The 21,568-nt window shown below is 39.0% G+C and carries 19 protein-coding genes; 10 read left to right on the top strand and 9 right to left on the bottom strand.

Features of this window, described 5'->3' with window-relative positions; translation table 11 throughout:
* Positions 1-5 precede the first annotated feature (5 nt).
* A complete protein-coding gene (locus tag AC07VK_RS00320) occupies positions 6-3,113 on the bottom strand; it encodes an efflux RND transporter permease subunit (protein ID WP_492957489.1) in 3,108 nt (1,035 codons plus the stop codon).
* 8 nt (positions 3,114-3,121) lie between these two features.
* Positions 3,122-4,183: an efflux RND transporter periplasmic adaptor subunit gene (locus tag AC07VK_RS00315; protein ID WP_492957487.1), complete on the bottom strand. Its 1,062-nt coding sequence runs from the start codon at positions 4,181-4,183 to the stop codon at positions 3,122-3,124.
* Between the two features lie 249 nt (positions 4,184-4,432).
* Here AC07VK_RS00315 and AC07VK_RS00310 point away from each other — a divergent pair, with 249 nt between their 5' ends.
* The 4 genes from AC07VK_RS00310 (at position 4,433) to AC07VK_RS00295 (ending at position 8,435) form a co-directional block, all read left to right on the top strand.
* Positions 4,433-5,023: a TetR/AcrR family transcriptional regulator gene (locus AC07VK_RS00310; protein ID WP_492955690.1), complete on the top strand. Its 591-nt coding sequence runs from the start codon at positions 4,433-4,435 to the stop codon at positions 5,021-5,023.
* A 791-nt stretch (positions 5,024-5,814) separates the two neighbouring features.
* A complete protein-coding gene (lat, locus tag AC07VK_RS00305) occupies positions 5,815-7,146 on the top strand; it encodes an L-lysine 6-transaminase (protein WP_492957485.1) in 1,332 nt (443 codons plus the stop codon).
* Positions 7,147-7,148: 2 nt separating this feature from the next.
* Positions 7,149-7,550, top strand: a complete 402-nt coding sequence (locus AC07VK_RS00300) for a hypothetical protein (protein ID WP_492957483.1) — start codon at positions 7,149-7,151, stop codon at positions 7,548-7,550.
* Between the two features lie 24 nt (positions 7,551-7,574).
* Positions 7,575-8,435, top strand: coding sequence for a hypothetical protein (locus AC07VK_RS00295; protein ID WP_492955686.1), 861 nt, complete (start codon positions 7,575-7,577; stop codon positions 8,433-8,435).
* A 607-nt stretch (positions 8,436-9,042) separates the two neighbouring features.
* Here the strand turns inward: AC07VK_RS00295 and AC07VK_RS00290 are convergent.
* The 4 genes from AC07VK_RS00290 to AC07VK_RS00275 all read right to left on the bottom strand — a co-directional run bounded on the left by AC07VK_RS00290 (position 9,043) and on the right by AC07VK_RS00275 (position 12,436).
* Entirely contained in the window at positions 9,043-10,404 is a 1,362-nt protein-coding gene (locus AC07VK_RS00290) for an acyl-CoA dehydrogenase family protein (RefSeq protein ID WP_492957481.1), read from the bottom strand.
* 178 nt (positions 10,405-10,582) lie between these two features.
* On the bottom strand, positions 10,583-11,299 hold the full coding sequence (bshB1, locus tag AC07VK_RS00285) for a bacillithiol biosynthesis deacetylase BshB1 (protein WP_492957479.1): 717 nt from the start codon (positions 11,297-11,299) through the stop codon (positions 10,583-10,585).
* Positions 11,300-11,302: 3 nt separating this feature from the next.
* Positions 11,303-11,815 (bottom strand): glutathione peroxidase, encoded by a 513-nt coding sequence (locus AC07VK_RS00280; protein ID WP_492955683.1) that lies wholly within the window; start codon positions 11,813-11,815, stop codon positions 11,303-11,305.
* Between the two features lie 6 nt (positions 11,816-11,821).
* Positions 11,822-12,436: a DUF4294 domain-containing protein gene (locus tag AC07VK_RS00275; RefSeq protein ID WP_492955682.1), complete on the bottom strand. Its 615-nt coding sequence runs from the start codon at positions 12,434-12,436 to the stop codon at positions 11,822-11,824.
* Between the two features lie 109 nt (positions 12,437-12,545).
* On the opposite strand from AC07VK_RS00275, the gene AC07VK_RS00270 reads away from it, so the two are divergent.
* The 6 genes from AC07VK_RS00270 to AC07VK_RS00245 all read left to right on the top strand — a co-directional run bounded on the left by AC07VK_RS00270 (position 12,546) and on the right by AC07VK_RS00245 (position 18,790).
* A complete protein-coding gene (locus AC07VK_RS00270; protein WP_492955681.1) occupies positions 12,546-14,753 on the top strand; it encodes a RelA/SpoT family protein in 2,208 nt (735 codons plus the stop codon).
* A 189-nt stretch (positions 14,754-14,942) separates the two neighbouring features.
* Positions 14,943-15,440 carry a Fur family transcriptional regulator gene (locus tag AC07VK_RS00265; RefSeq protein WP_492955680.1) on the top strand — a complete coding sequence of 166 codons (498 nt, stop codon included), beginning with the start codon at positions 14,943-14,945 and terminating at the stop codon, positions 15,438-15,440.
* A gap of 38 nt (positions 15,441-15,478) precedes the next feature.
* On the top strand, positions 15,479-16,759 hold the full coding sequence (locus AC07VK_RS00260) for an adenylosuccinate synthase (protein WP_057933642.1): 1,281 nt from the start codon (positions 15,479-15,481) through the stop codon (positions 16,757-16,759).
* Between the two features lie 132 nt (positions 16,760-16,891).
* A complete protein-coding gene (locus AC07VK_RS00255) occupies positions 16,892-17,119 on the top strand; it encodes a hypothetical protein (RefSeq protein ID WP_492955679.1) in 228 nt (75 codons plus the stop codon).
* Entirely contained in the window at positions 17,113-17,268 is a 156-nt protein-coding gene (locus tag AC07VK_RS00250) for a type II toxin-antitoxin system RelE/ParE family toxin (RefSeq protein WP_492957477.1), read from the top strand. The genes AC07VK_RS00255 and AC07VK_RS00250 overlap by 7 nt, the downstream gene beginning before the upstream one ends.
* 307 nt (positions 17,269-17,575) lie before the next feature.
* Complete coding sequence (locus tag AC07VK_RS00245; RefSeq protein ID WP_492957475.1) at positions 17,576-18,790, top strand: anthranilate synthase component I family protein; 1,215 nt, start codon at positions 17,576-17,578, stop codon at positions 18,788-18,790.
* Between the two features lie 224 nt (positions 18,791-19,014).
* Here the strand turns inward: AC07VK_RS00245 and AC07VK_RS00240 are convergent, their stop codons facing one another.
* From AC07VK_RS00240 to nadC, 3 genes are all read right to left on the bottom strand, one after another.
* Positions 19,015-19,821: a M48 family metallopeptidase gene (locus AC07VK_RS00240; RefSeq protein WP_057933644.1), complete on the bottom strand. Its 807-nt coding sequence runs from the start codon at positions 19,819-19,821 to the stop codon at positions 19,015-19,017.
* A 95-nt stretch (positions 19,822-19,916) separates the two neighbouring features.
* The gene (gene plsY, locus AC07VK_RS00235; protein WP_029279402.1) at positions 19,917-20,564 is read right to left on the bottom strand and encodes a glycerol-3-phosphate 1-O-acyltransferase PlsY; all 648 of its coding nucleotides are present in this window, start codon (positions 20,562-20,564) and stop codon (positions 19,917-19,919) included.
* A 49-nt stretch (positions 20,565-20,613) separates the two neighbouring features.
* Positions 20,614-21,456 (bottom strand): carboxylating nicotinate-nucleotide diphosphorylase, encoded by an 843-nt coding sequence (nadC, locus tag AC07VK_RS00230; protein WP_492955676.1) that lies wholly within the window; start codon positions 21,454-21,456, stop codon positions 20,614-20,616.
* Positions 21,457-21,568 lie beyond the last annotated feature (112 nt).

Genomic DNA, 21,568 nt, shown 5'->3' with positions numbered 1-21,568 from the left:
TATCTTTAAACATGTACTGGTTCAGACATTTCATTTTCTGGCTGGTTTTGATCTTCTTTACGGAAGAATAGCCAATAGAGTGTTGGTAGAATAAATAATGTTAAAAGCATGGAAACAATCAGTCCGAAGCAAATAACTGTTCCTAAAGGCCCCCAAAGTGATGATCTGCTGATCACCATTGGGATCACACCCACTGCTGCTGCAGAAGAAGTCAAAAAGATCGGACGCATCCGCCGCTCGGCGGAAAGCTTGGCTGCCTCAAATACTGATTTACCTTCATGCAGTCTTAATTCTTCAGCATGATCAATCAGTATAATTCCATTCCTTACCACAATACCACATAGAGCCAGCAGCCCAAGGAATGAGGTAAAACCAAAAGGATATCCGGCTACCAGTAATCCAAACGAAGCACCCAATATACTCAAGGGCATTGTTGTGATACTCAAGATGGCATGTTTAAGGTGTTTGAAATGCCAAAGTAAGATTAAGAAAATGAGGATGATACTTACCCCCAGGGCTACCCCCATAGGGCCCTGATTTTCACCCTGCAGTTCAAGTTCCCCTCCGTAAGCAATGACCACCTCTTTTGGCAATTTGATTTTTTCAATTTCAGGCATGAAGTCCATCAGTACTGCGTTGGCTACCGCATCCTGGGTAACGTCCATTCTTACAGTTAACGTCCTCATGCTGTTTCGGCGGGCAATCTGACCATCGTTCCAGTCAAAATTTACATTAGCTACTTGCCTTAGGGGAATAACGGACTGTGTTTGGGGAGACACCACATTCAGATTCCTCAGATCAGCAAGATCGCTTCTTGAAGTCTTAGGCGATCTAATCTTCACATCTACAGCATAATTACCCTCCCAAATTTGGGTTGCCCTTATACCTTCAGCATGCATGAGAACTGTGTTTGCAATATCATTTTTGCTCAGACCTAACCTTGCCGCATCAGCAGTCTTTATATCCAGAGCAAGGGTTGGCTGGGGCTCATTAAAATCTGTTCTCACCCAGTTTACCAATGGGTGTCTTTTCCCAATAGCGGTGACCTGTTGTGCAACCTTCTTTAAATCGGCAATATTATTCCCGCTAATACGAACCTCAATTGGCGCAAGTGCATTGATCATGTTCAATTGTTTCATTCGCACGAAAGCTGATGGGAACAGGTTGCCGTACTTGCGCTGATATTCTACAATCACTTCCTGTGTTGCGTCTTCAGATTCTGTTTTGATCAAAATCTGTGCATAGTTTTTAGCTGGGAGATTCGGTGCATATACAGAATGGAAACGTGGTGAGCTACTACCTATAAAGCTAGTGTAATTGATGATGCGCTTATCCTTTTTCAATATTTTTTCCATCCCTTTCACTACGCTATCGGTCTGGCCAAGGCTATAGCCGGAAGGCAGGTATATTTCCATAGCAAACTGGTTCCTTTCTACCTTTGGAAACAATTGCTGAGGCAGGACACCCATAATGGCGATACCTGCTACTATAGCAAGAGCTCCCAAAAAAACAGTGATTTTGTAGTGCTTCATGGAATTTCCAATATGGTTATTGAAAAAATCCTGCAATCTATCCAAAAACGACCTTTTTGACTTGATTTTATTATGCAAAAGCCCTTTTTTGATAAATAGCGTATTAAAAAAAGGCACTAATAACATCGATATTAATAGAGAAAGCGTCAATGCGATCACAATAGTTACCGGAAAAAGCTGGATAAAATCTTTCGAGACACCAACCATAAAGAAAGCAAGCGGAATAAATGTTGCGGATATGGCCAGCGTTGCGGTGAACACCGAAGGAAATAATTCCTTTGCACTTTCCCTGGCTGCATCCCACACCGAGAAACCTTGATCGAGTTTCTCTAAATGATTATCAATGACCACGATCGGGTCATCCACTACAATTCCCAGTACAACTATCAAGGCTGCAAGGGTAACCGTATCGAGCTCAATTCCGAACATGTACATAATGGCAAGCGTGGCTGCTATGGTAATGGGAATAGTTGCGGCGGCAACTGCTGCTACCCTAAGAGGCAGTAACAATACGGCTACAGCTATAACCCCAATGAGCGCAAAGGCAAACTCCTTCATGAAGTGACTAATGGAATCATCAACAACTTCGGGTTGGTCTGCGAGTTTAACCAGCTTAACATCAGCAGGCAAATGACGCTGCACTTTTTCGATATGCGACTCGAGTTCCTTTCCAAAACTTACAATATTCTTTCCAGTTATCATTTCAAGCGAAATGATAATGGATTTGGTTCCGTTTGAGGTAACATAACTCTCAGGTTCATCATACTCCCGTTTCAGCGTGGCCACATCACGCAGGCGTATCGTGTTTCCATTTGCATCATGCCTGATAATCTGTTCAGAAAGCTCAGCCTCAGATTTATAATAGGTATTAATATGAATGGGTTGATCAACCACGGCACCTTCCTGCTTACCTGTTGCATTTATTGCACCTTCATTCTGCAATACCTGCATAATATTGCCAGCTGTTACCCCCTTCTGCAAGAGTTTATTATTATCTACATAAACAGTAATCTGTTCATTGAGATTCCCTGTATGAGAAATTTTGGCCACATCCTGCACCTGCCTCAATTCTGCCTCAATATCCTCTACATTCTTTAAAAGTTCCTTATAAGGACGTGTCTTTGACTCTACCGACATCAGTAACGCCGAGGTATTGCCAAAGTCGCTATCGATGTAGAACCCCTTAACTTCTTTGGGCAACTGGCTTTGAAGCACGAGCATCCCATTTTTGATCTTATTCCAGAAAGCTTTAGTCTGGATGGCGTTCAGATTATCGGCTACCTCAACGAAGATGAACATCTGCCCGTCCCTTGAAAAAGAATAGGTTTTTTTCTTATTAACTTCGTTATTACTAAACAGGTATTCTTCAACTTTCTTGGTCAGCTGCTCTTCAACCTGCTTTGAAGAGGCACCCGGATACTGGCCTGCAATAAGCCCCTGCCTGATGGTAAAGTCAGGAAATTCGTTTCTGGGCATGTTGAAAAGCGCAACAATTCCGAGAATAACTAGGATGGCGGATAGTGAAAGCGGGAGCACATGGTGTTCCATAGCCCATTCTATCAAATTTGATTTCTTTTTCATATCTACGCTTAGTTGCTTACAGTGACAGGGCTTTGATCTGCGAGTTTCTGATAACCGGATGTAATAATGCGTTCATCACCGATAAGGCCCGAACTGATGGAAATTCCATTGGCGTAAAGCTGGCCCACCTTTACAGTTTTTCGTATAGCCTTATTCTGATTGCCGAGGATGTACACAAATTTATTTCCCTTTTCATCTACTTGAACAGACTGCACTGGAACGATAACCTGAAGTGAATCGGTGGCGGAGACTTCATTACGTCCAGATTTTTCAAAACGCACTTTACAGAGCATCCCCGGTTTGAGTTTCTTTTCGGTATTGGCAATGGTGATGGTGATATTGTAATTAGCGCTTCCATTTAGTGCCAATACACCAATTTCAGTTACCTTGCCAGATACGGTTTGACTACCCAATGCTTCGATTTGCACATCTGCGGGCGATCCCACCTTATAGTGGTTCACTTCATTTTCGGGTACTGCAACCAATACTTTGAGCGTTCTGGTATCCAGAAGCTGCAATACAGGCTGGCCTGGAATTGCTACGGCCCCAGCCTCCGCTTTCTTTTCCCCAACATAACCGCTAGAAGGAGAATACAGCCTGGCGTGGGCGATGTTTTGATAGGTGGCGTTTGCCGCAGAATTGAGCTGTTCATAATTGGATTTCGCCTCCAGCATCTTGATTTCAGCTACACTTCCTTTTTTGAAAACTTCGTTGATCCGGCTGAAGTTCTCTTTGGCCAGTTTAACCTGTGCAAGCTGGGCATTATACTGGTTGCGGTAAATCGTTTCGTCTATCGTGCCAACCAACTGTCCCTTACTGATATAATCTCCAGTGCGAGCCGGAAAGCTTAAGATGGTTCCTGAAACCTGAAAACTCAGCTCAATAGTCTTATCTGCTTCCAGGGTTCCATCGTAAAGGATCTGGTCGTTGTTACCAGCGGATCCGCTTTTCAGATTGATTACATTAACAGATAATGTATCCAGGCCTGGGTTATGCTTTGCTTGATTAGAGCAACCGAATAAGCAGAGCATCATTAAAGCTAATCCGGAAAGGGTGATTGTTGTCTTCATCAGAATTTAAACATTTATTGTTTTTTTGTCGATTTATATTCACTACTGTCCGAATGCAAAAAGCATTTATAGAGCTATTCTACCAATTTTACTAAAATTGTTTCAGCACAGCAATGTTCGACAAATATACATTTTTTGTTTTCATAGCAACACTAATTTATTTGTCATAAAACAGTTAAACCGTACATAATCAATAAATGACAATACTGATGCACTTATTAATAAACAATAATTGTATTTTTGTCGAATATGAGAAAGTTGGAGAACGATTCGGTTAAGGAAGAGATTATCAAAGCATCACAGGCGGTATTCCAACGTTATGGATACACCAGGGTATCCATGCAGGACATATCAAACGAATGTAAAAAAGGCCGCAGCACTTTGTACCATTACTTTAAGAATAAGGAAGAGGTACTGGATGCCGTCTGCTTCAGGTTATTTTCCGATTGTCTTCGCGCAAGTGAGGAAGCGATCAGCAAGCGGAAGTCTTTTTCTGCCAACATAGAGTCTTTCAATGCAGCAAAGCTGAAACATTTACTGGCCATGGTAAAGGAATACAAGCTGGCCATAGATGATCTGAGACAGGACCCTGCTTCTTTTTTGATCAAACTCCGGGCATTTGCCGAGGAGGAAATTGTGGTGGTCAAAAAAATCATTACCTGGGGGATCCTAAATAAGGATATCGCAGAGCTTCCGGATGAAGACAGCCAGTTTTTATCCGAGACCCTCCATGCAGCCTTTAAAAGTTTTGAGCAGGAAATCTTAATTTTTGGCCGCTTCCCCAATTATGAGAACAAACTTTCCTGGTTAGCTCAGATGTTCCATAAAGGCCTGCTGTGATAACTTTGCTATACAAAAATAGCCTACAGAAACCGCTCATCTGAAAAACTAAGAGCTGCCGTATATTTTCTGAGTAAATGATTCTATAAAAAATGCCTAACAAGTTCAATAATGAGAATAAAATGTCTGATAAGGCATTACTATCGCAACTTGCTTTAGGAAACCATATTGCCTTATTCAGCTTAATTATAAATATTGGCTAAAAGCTATACATCAGGATAACCTCGAAAAATGGCCACAGCTATCCGATCTGAAAGGCTGGTATAATGAAGTAGCTCGACTTTATGCTGTTAAGGCTATTCCAAATAATTTCTTGCTTTCACCAGAAGGAAAGATAATTGCCAGAAATTTAACTGGTGAGGATTTAAGTCAGAAACTGAAGGTAATTTTTGATCAGTAAAATTGAATGAGTCTGAGTATTAATGCTCAATACCCAGACTCATTCTTTGCCAGCATTAATTCTTTAGAAACTTCTTATCAAATAGCCCAAACAACAAATAAATCCAGGCACTATACAAGGATCAACTTAATAATAAGGAATAAAGGTCCTAGTACACGTTATTAGAATGGCAACTGAGCCTACAAAGACCAATAAAAATCGGTAAGCTAAAATTATTTCACCTGCTTTTAGCTAAAAAGTTTTCCACACATGTGAAGTCCAAAATCCAATTTTGTCTATAATCATACTTTAAACTGTTTAAACCTATTTTTTATGTAAAGTATACAAAAAGTGCTTAAATTTTGATTTTAGGCACATTTAACTAAATTTGGATTATACCAAAACCAAGTTTATGTATCAATTAACAGTACCTGCAGATCGCGTTAACGAATCGTTAAGTAAGCACATTTTGGCCGATGGTTTCGACCTGACTTATGACATGGAAAAAAGTCACGGCGCTTACATTTACGATGCTAAACACAACAGAACTTTACTCGATTTTTTCACTTGTTTTGCTTCCGTTCCTTTAGGTTATAACCATCCTAAAATGATTAATGATGAAGCGTTTAAAAAAAACCTTCTCCTCGCTGCATTAGCCAATCCATCGAACTCCGATGTTTACACCCAACAGTATGCGCAGTTTGTTGAAACATTTTCCAAAGTTGGTATTCCGGCTTACCTGCCGCATGCTTTTTTCATTGCTGGTGGCGGCTTAGCAGTAGAAAATGCAATTAAGGTAGCCATGGACTGGAAAGTTCAGAAAAACTTTACAAAGGGATATACTGAAGAAAAAGGCTTTAAGGTTTTGCACTTCGAAAGGGCATTTCATGGCAGAACGGGTTATACTTTAAGCTTAACCAATACCCTACCCGATAAAACCAAGTGGTTTGCCAAATTCGATTGGCCAAGAGTGGCTGTTCCGGAAGTTAAATTCCCAATTTCGGGAAATAATTTAAGTCATGCCATTCAAACCGAAGAAACCTCTTTAGCGCAGATCAAAAAGGCCTTTGCAGATCATAAAGACGATATCTGTGCTATAATTGTAGAGCCAATCCAATCTGAAGGAGGAGATAACCACCTGCGTGAAGAATTTTTGATCCAACTTAAGGCTTTGGCAGATGAAAATGATGCCTTCTTGATTTATGATGAAGTACAAACCGGTGTTGGGTTAACAGGTAAATTCTGGTGCCACCAACATTTCAGTGAAAAAGCTCGACCAGACATCATCGCTTTTGGAAAAAAAATGCAGGTTTGCGGTATTCTTGTCGGTAATAAGGTAGACGAAATTGAAACCAATGTATTTAAAGTGCCAAGCCGTATTAACTCAACATGGGGAGGCAATTTGGTTGATATGGTCCGTTCAACACAGATCTTACAGATTGTAGAAGAAGATCAACTTTGTGAGAATGCTGAAAAAGTGGGCACTTACTTAAGAGATCAACTAGAAAATTTATCGCATAAATTTGATCAAATGACAAATGTTCGTGGAAGAGGTCTGTTGTGTTCTTTTGATTTCCCGACAAAAGAGATGCGCAATGCATTTATTGGCAAAGGATTGGAAAACAATGTGATGTTTTTGGGCTGTGGTGAAAAAACGATACGCTTTCGTCCGGCACTTTGTATTGAGCAAAAACATATTGACGAAGGCTTGACGGTTATGGAAAAAATATTGCCTTTATTGTAGGCATGAATAGAAAATCGTTAGTTTATTTCTTAGTTGCAGGTATTTTAGTATTGGTCTTTTTCATGGTTAAGGCTGTTTTTGACCAACCTGGGATTGAGGATATGAAAGCCGGTTTTAAAGAAGTTGCCAAGTACAGAAATGCAAACAATACTGGCCCGGTACAACGGATTTATATCGTTTCAGTTAAAGATTCTATATGGAAAGAAATGGAAGATTATGGCAATCTAATGCCCCATACCAAATACGGTAATACAAAAGTTTATTTCTTTATGCAAAACGGAAAGATTCCAAATACATTACAACCTGGTACAATAAACTTCGATCCATCTTTTAATAAAGCCTGTATTGCCTTATTTGAAAAAAGTGCAATGAGCCAATCGGCATTCAATAAGTATCCGTTTTAAACGCAGTTTTTTTTATAATTACAAATGAATCGTGATTATAGTTCGATAAGTCCATCAGCAAAATCGCTTTTACTTGCCAAAAGTTTAACGAATATTCCCTTTGTTGCTGATGCTGTTAAGTTAATTTACGGTAACGATGCCCTTGAAAAATTATATCATAAAGATTTTGATGAGGTATTTTTGAAACGGTTAGTGCATTTTGAGAGTAGATATTTATCTCTGGATAGCTTACTTTTTGCATCGGGCTCTTTAAATATTATAGAAATTTCTTCTGGTTATTCTTTTAGGGGCTTGGATCTGGTTTTAAGGCATCCGACTATTTATTATTTGGACACTGATTTACAAGGCGTAATCGATATCAAAAAAGATTTGGTTGATCGGCTAATTGTTGATGAGAAATTACAACTAAAGGGCAAACTCAAAACCGAAGCTTTAAATGCTTTGGATGGAGACGCTTTTTCAAATGCTATAAATCAACTACCTCTCGGCCCGATTAGTATTATAAATGAAGGTTTATTGGTGTATTTAAATAATGAAGAAAAGATATCACTATGTAAAACCATCCATAAATCATTAAAACAAAGAGGTGGTTATTGGATCACTGCTGATGTATATGTTAAACGGCCGGCACCTAAAAATGAAACCAATGATCATTTTTCTCAGTTTCTGGAAGCACATCATGTAGAAGATAATAAGTTTGATAGCTTTGAACAGGCTGAACACTTCTTTCTTAAACAAGGTTTCAAATTAGTAACTAAAGCAACTTCAGTTTGGCATCAACTTTCCTCGCTAAAATATATTGATATTGAATTATTAAAAAAAATGAAAGAACAGGCGAATAAAATTGGGAGAATCCGAGAAACCTGGGTATTAAAAGCGATTTAATTAAACAGAATGAAATACTCAGCATTCTAATATGTAAAATTCTAGGAGTAATTTGCCAACTGCGTTAATCCTTATGATTTGGAAATGAAGGGTTTTGTGCATTTGGCATTTTCAGTCCCGCTTTCCCTCCTGCCAATTTGAAGGAAATTGGCATCCGTTCCAATCGGGTTTATGAACAATGTTTTGTGCCACGGAGAACAAACTCCTCTAATCTGCTCCGGTCTGTGTCCTCACAGAACGGAATACACAAAATATACACTACCAGTCCAATCAATATGCCATTGTTAAATAAACCTGACAGCAGCGAAAATCCTTTTGCTTGCAGCACCTTTAACATGCTATCATGCTGAGGCACGAAGCATCTGCAAGCCATGGAACAGAGGCTTCCTCACCTCAGCACTTCAAAACCCGCAAAAAGATTGTAACGAATGGCAGGACTGCAGCACCCATGAAATGCTGACATTCATTTCCTAACCCTAAAAACCCTGCTATTTATCATACTACATCAGCCTTCGACTACGCTCACACTGGCAAGCAATTAATTACCCAGCTCAAAGCTAACGAAGTTCCCAAACTGCTCTTACCCTTCAAACTTCGTGAGTTTCCCCTAAACAAATGCGGAGAAACCCGTTATGGCCCTACCGACAATCAGCGTATTAATCTCTTTTGTACCCTCATATGAATATATAGCTTCGGCATCGGCCACAAAACGCGCTACATTGTACTCCAATAAAATACCGTTTCCACCCATTACCTCACGGGCCTTGCTCACCACATCACGCGTACGTAACGAACAGAATACCTTTGCCAACGAAGCGTGTTCGTCTTTCAACAGACCCTGATCCTGCAATTGTGACAACCTAAAACATAATGTTTGCATGGCCGTTAAATTCGACAACATCTCAACTAAATGGTTTTGAATCAATTGAAAAGATGCAATGGGTTTACCAAACTGTTTTCTGGTTCGGGTATAATCCAATGCATTTTCGTAAGCGCCACGTGCACAACCAACAGCCTGCCAGGCTACTCCTGCCCTTGTCATTTGCAATACCTTTGCGGCGTCTTTAAATGAGTTTGCATTTTGTAAGCGATCGGCCTCTTCTACTTCACAATTGCTTAAAGTGATAATTCCATTCTGTACAATCCTGAGGGCCATTTTATCCTGCATTTTTTCCACCGCAAAACCCGGATTATCTTTTTTTACGATAAAACCTTTAACCTCACCACTTTCCTCATCACGGGCCCAAATAATTAAGATATCGGCGAAAGTGGCATTACCGATCCATTTTTTCTGACCATTTAAAATCCATTTGCCATCTATTTTTTTGCAGGTTGTAGTGAGTCCTCCAGCAGCCGCAGAGCCCACTTCGGGTTCAGTTAGTCCAAATGCACCGATAATTTTAAATTGCTGCATCAATGGTAACCACTGTTGTTTTTGCTCCTCCGATCCACATAAATAGATCGACCCCATGGCCAAGCCACTCTGTACACCAAAAAAAGTAGAAATTGAGGTATCTATCCGCGCCATTTCCATCGCTAAAATCCCTTCCATCAAATTTGATTTTCCCGGGCAACCATAACCTTTGTAGGTTAAACCACAGATATTAAGTTCAGCAAGTTTTGGGATAATTTCGAAAGGAAATTCGGCTTTGTTCCAGTAATGGTTTACAATGGGTTTTACTTCTTTTTCTAAAAAAGCACGCACTTTTAGCTGGAGTTCGCGATCCTCATCGTTGAGTGCTTCGTCGCCCAAATGATAAAAATCACCTTCAATTGGGGGTAATTCTCGTTTTTTACCCGACCCACCCATCATTTTCATCATCCCCTGAATTTGTTTATCATCAAGGTTGGATATCGTTTCGACCATTTTGGGTAAATCGACTTTTTTTGATAAAGCTTCTAATTTATCAAAATCTACATGTTTGAAAAGATTGTATGCGTTTTTGAGAGAAGAGAATATATTCGCCATTATTATTCGTTTTAAGAATAACAAACGAAGAGCGGTTTTGTTGGACTTGCAAGTTTAACCGCAAAGGATGCAAAGTTTTTCGCGAAGAAAAAGAAGAACAGAAGACAAGTTGCTTCACGGCTAGCTCTTGCCTTTGCGCTCTTTGCGAACCTCTTATTTTCTTTGCGGTTAAAAAAAGTTACCTTAAATCAAACAAACTATCAACACCCAGCAACTTCCGCGAAGTAAAGCCCTCGCCAAAAGTAGCGCCAATGCTTTTACCAAATTCTCTTGCGCGGCCAATTACGGTTTCGAAAAACTCTGGAGAAGAAATATAAGTTTGTAAGCCATCCACATCAGGATTATAAAACTGGGTTTTAAAGGCTTTGATCGATTCAATTTTCTTATCCATGTGGTTAGATATATCCACAATGATATCAGGTTTTAAATATCTGTCCTGAATAAATTGCAACAATAACCTCGGCCGGTGCGCCTCTTGTTTAACACCATCTATCAATGTTTCTATTTTTGGTAAACCTGATAAAAAAACCGAATCGTGCACCAGATCGCCTGCACGCCCATGATCGGGGTGACGGTCTTCCAGCGCATTGCTTAAAATAATTTCTGGCTGGTATTTCCTGATGGCTTTAATGACTTCTAAACGATGAAATTCATCATTCTGAAAAAAGCCATCCCTCATTCTCAAATTTTCGCGAACATGCAAACCCAAAATTTTCGCAGAATCTGCAGCCTCTTCATCTCTTGTTTCTGCAGTACCACGCGTACCCAGCTCACCTCTGGTTAAATCTACAATTCCAACTTTTTTACCAAGGGCAATATGTTTTAAAATAGTCCCTGAGCAGCAAAGTTCTGCATCGTCAGGATGCACGGCTATCACTAAAATATCTAATTTCATTATTTATTGGGCATTTTGGTTCAGCAGTTGCTGAATTTTCTTTTTAATTTTCGAACTCAGTGGCTTAGTGAATGGTAAAAAATAATCTTCCAGCTCGCCATTTTTGTTCAGGAGGTACTTATGGAAGTTCCAACGGGGTTTCGAACTTAATTTTGTGTTTTGTTTCTTCTCGCTCAAGAATTGATAAAGTGGATGGGCATGTGCCCCACGAACCATAATTTTATCAAAAACAGGAAATTTTACGCCATGGTTAATCTCACAGAAAGATGCAATATCAGATCCATTAAGCGGTTCCTGTTTTCCAAAATCGTTCGTAGGAAAGCCCAAAATTTCAAAATCAGGACTATTAATCTCGTCTTTTAGCTGCTGTAATTCCTTTAATTGTGGGGTAAAACCACATTCTGATGCAGTATTTACAATTAAAACAACTTTATTGCGGTAGGCTGATAACGGCTGTTCTTCGCCATTAATTTTTTTAACCTTAAACGAATAAATATTCGGAATGCGTTCCTGCATTATATGTTATTGATAAAATCCTGAAGTACGGATAATAGATTCTATATCCCTGTCTTCATTCGGATCGTAAGTGCTTTTTAAATTATGTCCTACTACGCGGGCTACAATCTGATAAGAAAATGCAGCGAAACCACCCTTGGTCTGCTTAACAATATCATAAGTTGTTCTGCCCACTTCGCGGTCGATCAGTTTCGTTAAAATCTGACCTTGAGTAATCGTTAATTCTTTTATTTCGCGGTTAAACATGTCTTTAATTTCTTTATCACATTGTTTAACCAGCTGTTTCTGTTCTTTTTTCTCCGGCGTACGGGCAATATCCTGCTCTAATTGCTCATACCTACGTTTCGCAAACAGTGCGTATGGCATTACTTTTAATACGTTATACCTTAATCGGTTATAGGCGGCCTGTTCTGCCGGCGATTTCCATATCCTTGCGGCATAAATAGATACATCGTTAAGCTGCATCCACGGAATCATTACACCATTATCGTTTGTTGAGGCTACTCTTATTGTATCGCTTTTACCCAATTTAGGGAATATTGGCGCAGCAGGATCCTGAGCCCATAGCGAAATGCTACAAATCATTACAATACAAAGAAAAAAGAGCCCTTTAATTTTCATAAATTTATACTTTTACAAAGTTAGGTGTTATTTCATATATTAGTTGTTTCACAAAACTAATATAAGTTTTATTCATAAATAAGACGCAATTTTTACGCAAAAAATACAAATGAAAACAGAGTTAGTGATTGATTTAGAGGCGGAAAAGCAAGAGATTCTAAAAAGATATAGGGCATTACTACGGGCAAGCAAATCTACTTTACAAAAGGGCGATAAAAAAGAAATCAGAAAAGCTTTCGATATGGCGCTGGAGAGCCATAAAGATATGCGCCGAAAGTCTGGTGAACCTTACATCTATCACCCTATTGCTGTAGCGCAGATAGCTGCCGAAGAAATTGGCTTAGGAACCACCTCTATTGTATGTGCCTTATTGCACGATGTGGTAGAAGACACCGATATCACTTTAGAAGATATTGAACGCGAATTTGGCAAGAAAACCGCTAAAATTATCGACGGTTTAACCAAAATATCTGGCGTTTTCGATACCAATAGCTCTTTACAGGCCGAAAATTTCCGCAAAATGCTGCTTACCCTGGCAGATGATGTGAGGGTAATCCTGATCAAACTTGCCGATCGTTTGCATAACATGCGTACAATGGATTTTATGCCCCGCCACAAGCAGCTTAAAATCGCTTCAGAAACCATTTATTTATATGCACCATTAGCCCATAGATTGGGTTTATATGCTATAAAATCAGAGCTGGAAGATCTTTCGATGAAATATCTCGACCCTGATACTTACAAATTCATTGCAAAAAAATTAAATGAGAAAAAAGCTGAACGTGCACTTTTCATTAAAAAATTCGTCGAACCTATTGATGAAATAGTTCATGAACAAGGTTTAGTGGCCGATGTTTACGGCAGACCGAAATCAATCCACTCCATCTGGAACAAGATGAAAAAGAAAAATATTCCCTTCGAAGAGGTTTACGATCTTTTTGCCATCCGGATTATTTTGGACTCGGCCCCTGAAAATGAAAAGGCCGATTGCTGGAAAGCCTATTCAATTGTTACCGATTTATACCGTCCAAATCCGGATCGATTACGCGATTGGGTTTCCTCACCAAAAGGAAATGGATACGAAAGTTTGCATACTACGGTGATGGGTCCACGCGGACAATGGGTTGAGGTACAGATCCGTACACAACGCATGAACGAAATTGCAGAGAAAGGTTTTGCTGCGCACTGGAAATACAAAGAATCGAGTAACGATAACGGTCTTGATCAGTGGATTCAGAAAGTCCGCGAAATGCTGAGCAACCCGGAAGCCAACGCGTTAGATTTCCTGGACGATTTCAAGATGAACCTTTTCTCGGATGAGATTTTTATTTTCACGCCAAAAGGGGCCTTGATCCAGTTGCCACTGGGTGCTACCGCATTAGATTTTGCTTTCGAGATCCATACCGATGTAGGTGCAACCTGTATAGGTGCTAAAGTGAATCACAAGCTGGTCCCTATTTCGTATAAACTTCAAAATGGCGATCAGGTAGAGATTATCACCTCGAGCAAACAAACGCCTAAAGAAGACTGGTTAAACGTGGTGGTTACAGCCAAAGCCAAATCTAAAATTAAGTCATCTTTAAAAGAAGAAAAGCGGAAAATTGCCGAAAATGGTAAAGAAATCTTAGAAAGGAAGCTGAAGTCGTTAAAAATCACCTACAATACTGATAATCTTCAAAAGCTAAGTTATTTCTTTAAACTACCTTCTACACAAGAGCTTTTTGTTAATGTTGCCCTTGGAAAAATCGAGCTGAAAGATATCAAAGAATACCTATCGAGCGAGAAAGAAGTTGAAAGCCGCGGTCCGGAACGCCCTGAAAATCTTTCTGTTGATGGAATCAAGAGTAAAATTAAAGGTGGAGAATCTGACATTTTACTCATTGGCGAAGATATGCAGCGCATTGATTATACCCTGGCTGCCTGTTGTAACCCAATTCCCGGCGATGATGTTTTTGGTTTTATTACTGTGAGCGAAGGGATTAAAATACACCGTACCAACTGCCCTAACGCTGCACAGCTAATGGCCAATTATGGTTATCGCGTGGTGAAAGCCAAATGGAACAAACAGCAGGAATTAACTTTCTTAACCGGCTTACGCATTGTAGGTATTGATGATGTAGGCTTGATCAATAACATCACCAGGGTTATCTCTACCGACTTTAAAGTAAATATGCGTTCGATTACTGTTGATACCAACGAAGGGATTTTTGATGGTTCGATTATGATTTTCGTAAACGATACCGAACACCTGGAAAACCTGATTAAAAATTTATTAAAAGTTAGAGGTGTTACCGGAGTAACGAGGTTTGATGCATAAATGAGTCGGAAAGTTTGGAGTCAGATGTCGAAAGTCAGGATTTTGAGGCCTAAGTTGCAAGTTATTTGCAATTTAAACTTCTGACTCCCGACCCCAAACCTCCGACTAATTACAAATCTGTGTAATCATTTAATCGGTGTAATCATTTTTCAAAACAATTTACCTACCTTTGAATGGAGTTTAAAAACTATGTCTGAACAAAAAACAAATGAGCTCGTTCGCAAGATTTTTGAGGCTTATTTAGAAAACAAAAATCTACGTAAAACACCAGAGCGTTTCGCTATATTGGAAGAAATATATTCAAGAAACGACCACTTTGATGTAGAAACCCTTTATATCCACATGAAAAACCAAAAGTACCGCGTAAGTCGTGCTACGGTTTACAACACATTGGAGTTATTGGTTTCATGCGATTTAGTTACCAAACACCAGTTTGGTAAAAACATGGCACAATTCGAAAAATCTTATGGTTACCGCCAGCACGATCACGTCATCTGCATCGAATGTGGTAAAGTAGTAGAATTCTGCGATCCACGAATCCACCAGATCCAAACCATGGTTGGTGATCTTTTAAAATTTGATGTGAAACACCACTCGTTAAATCTTTATGGCTTCTGCTCTGATTGTAGTATGGCCAGAAAAGTAAACGAAAGTGCAGTAACAGCTGCAAAAATTGTCGAAAATTAAATCAAAATACAAATAAAACCAGCTTAATTTATTAAATAATGACGCAAGTAGATGTACTTCTCGGCCTGCAATGGGGTGATGAAGGAAAGGGAAAAATCGTTGATGTACTAAGTCCAAAATATGATCTTATTGCCCGTTTTCAGGGTGGCCCAAACGCCGGACATACTTTAGAGTTCGATGGCAAAAAATTCGTTTTAAACACAATCCCTTCAGGAATTTTTAACGAAAAAACCATGAATCTTATCGGTAATGGTGTAGTAATCGACCCTATTATCCTAAAAAGAGAGTTAGATAATTTAAAAAAAGCTGGTCATGATCCTGTTGCCGATGGCAAATTGGTGATTGCCCGTAAAGCACACTTAATTTTACCAACCCACCAATTATTGGATGCTGCTAACGAGGCACGCATGGGTAAAAATAAAATTGGATCAACCTTAAAAGGTATTGGTCCAACTTATATGGATAAAACTGGCCGTAATGGTTTACGTGTTGGCGATACTACACTACCTGATTTCAAAGAGCGTTATGCTAAATTGGTAGAAAAACACACAGAAATTCTTTCGCATTACGAAGGTTTCGAATATGAACTAGCAGAGAAAGAAGCATCATTCTTCGAAGCAATCGAATTCTTAAAAACGATTCCTCATGTAGATAGCGAACATTATGTGAATGGTTTCTTAAAAGAAGGAAAAGCGGTTTTAGCAGAAGGTGCCCAGGGAACGTTATTGGATGTAGATTTTGGTTCATACCCTTTTGTAACTTCTAGTAACACTACAACAGCAGGTGCCTGCACTGGTTTAGGTATTGCGCCTAATAAAGTAGGAGCCGTTTATGGTATCTTCAAAGCATATTGTACCCGTGTTGGTGGTGGCCCTTTCCCTACCGAATTAGATAATGAAGTTGGCGAAAATTTACGCGCTTTAGGTCACGAGTTTGGCGCAACTACAGGTCGCGCACGTCGTTGTGGCTGGATCGATCTTCCTGCATTAAAATATGCCATCATGTTAAACGGCGTAACCGAGTTAATTATGATGAAAGCAGATGTTCTGGATACTTTCGACACCATTTATGCTTGTACCCACTACGAATACAATGGCGAAACAATTGATTACATGCCGTATGACATCATTTCAATCGAACCAAAACCAGTATTGAAAGCAATTGACGGTTGGGCTACTGATGTAACTAAAATTACTTCCGTAGATGAAATCCCAGCCAAATTAACTGACTATATTGCATTCTTAGAAAAAGAATTAGAAGTGCCGATCAAATTCCTTTCAGTAGGACCAGATAGAGCACAAACTTTAGAATTACGTTAAAATATACAATTCAGCTTAACGACTGAGAAAAAGCAATCCATAATTGGGTTGCTTTTTTGTATTAAAGCAAATCGATCTAACAATTTGCTTATTATCATCGATTTAATTATTTTTGAGTATAAACATTTTACTATGGCAACTATATTAGAAAGCGAAATGCTTAATTATTTTACACAGCTAGACGATGCCGAAAAAAGTTCAGTAGTGAATATGCTTAAAGCATTTATAAAAGGTAAAAGAAAGAGTGCAAACGTTAGCATAGAACAATACAATAGTGAACTATTGGCTGCAGAAATAGAATTTAAAAACGGCAATTATATAACCCACGATCAACTATTAAATGAGATTAAAAGTTGGTAAAAAATAATTCCAAAATTGTCTGGACCAAACCAGCCCAAAACCAATTAAAGGAAATATACAAATATATCAGCGAGGAGTCTGTTCAAAATGCCATAAATGTCATCAACGACCTAACACACGCTGTTGAAAATATAGTTGAGCATCCATAAAAACATAAAATTGATCAATATAAAAAAGATAATGATGGAACCTATCGTGCTTTTGAAAAACATCATTTTAGAATTTCTTACCGGAACGAAAAGCAAATTATTAGGGTTTTAAGGATTAGACACACCAAAATGAATCCTAAAAAACATTAATTTGACTTACGCTCATTTTTAACAAGCGTATAATTTCAAATCGTTTCAAACGGTTTAAAGATAATATTCTAAGTACCTTTCCACTTATGCAGGGTTTAGTTACCTTTGCCGCAGCTTGAAAATCACACAAAACATATCCCATTTTAAACAAAAAGCTTTGCATTGGGCCAACCAGTTCGAGGTTTGTTGTTTTCTAGATTCAAATGATTACAAAGATGCCTATTCAGCTTACGATTTCATTATCGCTGCTGATGCGCATCATGAATTAAAATGCCTGGCAGGCAATGCGTTTGATCAACTAAAAAACTTTTATGCTGCACATAAACAGTGGGTTTTTGGCTTTTTCAGCTACGATTTAAAAAACGAAATAGAAGACCTTCACTCTAATAATTCGGATCATTTAAATTTTCCAGATTTATACTTTTTTGTTCCAAGATACCTGATTGCCTTCAAAAATGGCAATGCCGAGGTTCTGATTGGTCCAGAATCAATTTTAGCTGAAATAGATTCTTTTGAACATCAAATAGAAGTTGAATCTAAAAAAGTAACGATAACACAACGATTGTCTAAAGATCAATATGTTCAAAAAGTAGAAGCCTTAAGAGACCATATTATTCGTGGTGATATCTATGAAGTTAATTTCTGCCAGGAGTTTTTTGCCGAAAATGCAGAAATAGATCCTGTTCAAACTTTCGAGGCGCTAAATCAGGTTTCTCCAACTCCATTTGCTGGTTATTTTAAAGTTCAGGGTAAATATATTTTATCTGCTACTCCAGAACGTTTTTTATGTAAACGTGGGTCGAAACTTACCTCGCAACCTATAAAGGGCACCGCGAAAAGAAGTTTAAATCATTCGGAAGATGAAGCTATAAAATCGCGACTCAGGAACGATATTAAAGAACAGGCTGAAAACGTAATGATTGTTGATCTGGTACGCCACGACCTCACTAAATCGGCCGTTAAGGGTTCTGTTACAGTCGACGAGTTATTCGGCATCTACAGCTTCCCACAGGTCCATCAAATGATTTCTACCATTAGCTGTGAATTAAGCCCAGAGATTCATTTTGTCGACGCCATTAAAAATGCATTTCCAATGGGCTCTATGACTGGTGCGCCAAAGGTTAGGGCTATGAAATTGATCGAAGAATACGAAGTGAGCAAAAGAGGGATTTATTCCGGTTCATTTGGTTGCATCAGTCCAGATGGTGATTTCGATTTTAATGTAGTGATCCGAAGCATCTTATACAATGCAGAATCCAAATATTTATCGTTTCAGGTTGGAGGAGCCATTACCTATCAAAGCAATGCTGTTTTAGAATACGAAGAGTGTTTACTGAAAGCCAGTGCCATTTTGAAGGTTTTGGGGAGTTAATTGGTTCACTAGTCATTAGTTCATTTGTCCTGTCATCTCGACTGGAACGCAGTGGAATGAGAGATCTATCCAGTATATCCCGCTTGTTAGATTTCTCGACTGCGTTGCACCCGATAGCTATCGGGTCCGCTAGAAATGACGGTACTCTAAAGTGGCCCTAAACAAAAAAGGTGGAATTTTCTGCATCATGCAAAACCTTCCACCTTAAACCTTAAGCCCTAAACCTATTTCTTATAATACTGCTGTGCTTCAGGTAAATATTTTTGGATCTGTGCAATACGTGTCGCATCGCTTGGGTGGGTACTTAAAAACTCGGCTGGTTTTTGAGCCCCTGCAGATGCAGCAGACATTCTGTTCCAGAAACTGGTCGCATTTTGAGGGTTGTATCCGGCCATGGCCATAAAAATTAAGCCTAAACGATCGGCTTCCAATTCTTGATTACGACTGAATTTTAACATCGCCACTGGCGTGCCTACACCATAAAGGGTATTAAAAATAGATTGAGTTTTTGGGTTTTTAGATAATGCAACACCTGCTGCAGCACCAATACCTTGAGCAACCATTTCTTGCGACATCCGTTCTGCAGAGTGACCTGCAATAGCGTGAGCAATTTCGTGGCCCATTACGGTGGCCAAACCTGCATCGTCTTGTGTTATGGGCAAAATACCGGTATAAACTACAATCTTCCCTCCTGGCATACACCAGGCATTTTTCTCGTTGTTCTGTACCACATTAACCTCCCACTGGTAATCTGCAATTAGGTTGCCATAATTATTGCTGTTCATATACGATTTTACAGCCGTAATTAATCTGCTACCAACGGTTTTAACTTTCAAAGCCTGCGCATTCGAGGCTGGTAAAACTGTAGTTTTATTCTCCGTTAAAAAGGTGCTATAAGCCTGGAAAGCCATTGGCAAAACCTGGTCGTTACTCACTAAATCAAATCGACTACGGCCTGTTAAAGGAACGGTAGAACAGGAGTTAAATAATAATACCCCAGCAACACTTGCTGTTAAAAATAACTTTTTCATAATGCGATTTTAAATGATTAGTAAATACTGATAAGCAAAACCGTAGATTAAACAGTAAGCCTATAAATAAGTTTTAATGAAATGTGTTTTGTTAATTAATTAGTTTTCTTCCTAAACAAATACACTTTAGATTCTTTGCCTTTTAGCAATCTTTCGAGGTTTTTCTGGTGTGTAACTAAGATTAAAATACAAACCACCATGCCATAAAGCACTTCCGATTTGATGGAAACCTGAAACAAGAACACCACACTGAGCGGAAAAGTAAATCCTGCACAAATGGAGCTTAATGAAACGTATTTTGTTAACAACAGCACAACCACAAAAACCAGAACACAAAGCATAGATGCTTCGAAGTTAACTGCCAAAATCATTCCAAAAAGTGTAGCAACACCTTTTCCGCCTCTAAAACCGGCAAAAACTGGAAATAAATGTCCCATTACTGCGGTTACACCGAGTGCGAGCTGATAATTGACAAAAACAACTGAGTTTTGTGGCCCGGTTACCGACATGCCGATTAAATAGGCCAGATTAGTTGCGGTATAACCTTTTGCGATATCGATAATCATTACAGCAATTCCGGCTTTTTTGCCTAATACCCTAAAAGTATTGGTTGCGCCAGCGTTGCCACTTCCATACTCCCTTACATCAACCCCATAAAAGGCCTGACCAAGCCATACAGCTGTTGGTATAGATCCAAAAAGGTAGGCAATCAATAACGCGCTGAGAGAATAAACCGTAACCATAGCCTACAATGATACAAAAAATAAGCTTTTAATTTTATAGCAAATCACTTTAGTATGCTTTTAAACTCATATCCAGGCTTTTCACAGAGTGTGTAAGCGCGCCCATCGAAATAAAATCTACGCCGCAAGCAGCATATTCAGCAACATTCTCTTCAGTAATCCCTCCCGAAGCCTCTGTAATGAATTTACCATCGATTAATTTAACCGCAGCCCTTAAGTTTTCGAAACTGAAATTATCAAGCATAATGCGGTCTACACCACCAGTAGACAAAACTTGAGCTAACTCTTCAAGGTTCCGCACCTCGATTTCAATCTGAAGTGATTTATTTTGATCTATTAGATATTTTTTAGCGGCTGTAATGGCGTTTGAAATTCCTCCTGCATAATCTACATGATTATCCTTAATTAAGATCATATCATATAAACCAATGCGGTGATTTACACCTCCCCCGATCCTTACTGCCCATTTTTCTAAATAGCGAAGTCCTGGAGTGGTTTTGCGGGTATCTAAAATTTTGGTTTTGGTTGTTTTCAATAAAGAAACAATCCGATGGGTTTTAGTAGCAATGCCACTCATGCGTTGCATACAGTTTAAAACCAAACGCTCTGCAATTAAAATAGCATGTGTACTTCCAGAAACGGTTAAGGCAATATCGCCTACTTTTACCGCTACACCATCCTTTAATAACACATCAACCTTTAAAGTATCATCTACCTCCTTAAAAATCTCAAGAGCCAGTTCAATTCCAGCCAAAACACCATCTTCTTTGATAATCAGTTTTGCTTTTCCCTGTGTTCCGGGCGGAATTGTTGAAAGTGAAGTATGATCACCATTACCAACATCTTCGGCAAGGGCATTTTTTATGAACTGATGTATAAGTTGAGTATCCAAAATGTAGATTTTATGCCGCAAAAATAAGAAATATTTGTTAGCAGACAATTTACTGAAGCGTTAAAGTGATTTGTTGACTTCAGAAGTTTCTAGCCTCCGCAACTTATAAAGC

Source organism: Pedobacter sp. GW821-FHT01D05 (genome assembly GCF_059422505.1).
The sequence above is the reverse complement of the archived record's forward strand: the minus strand, read 5'-3'. Positions and strand labels throughout refer to the sequence as shown.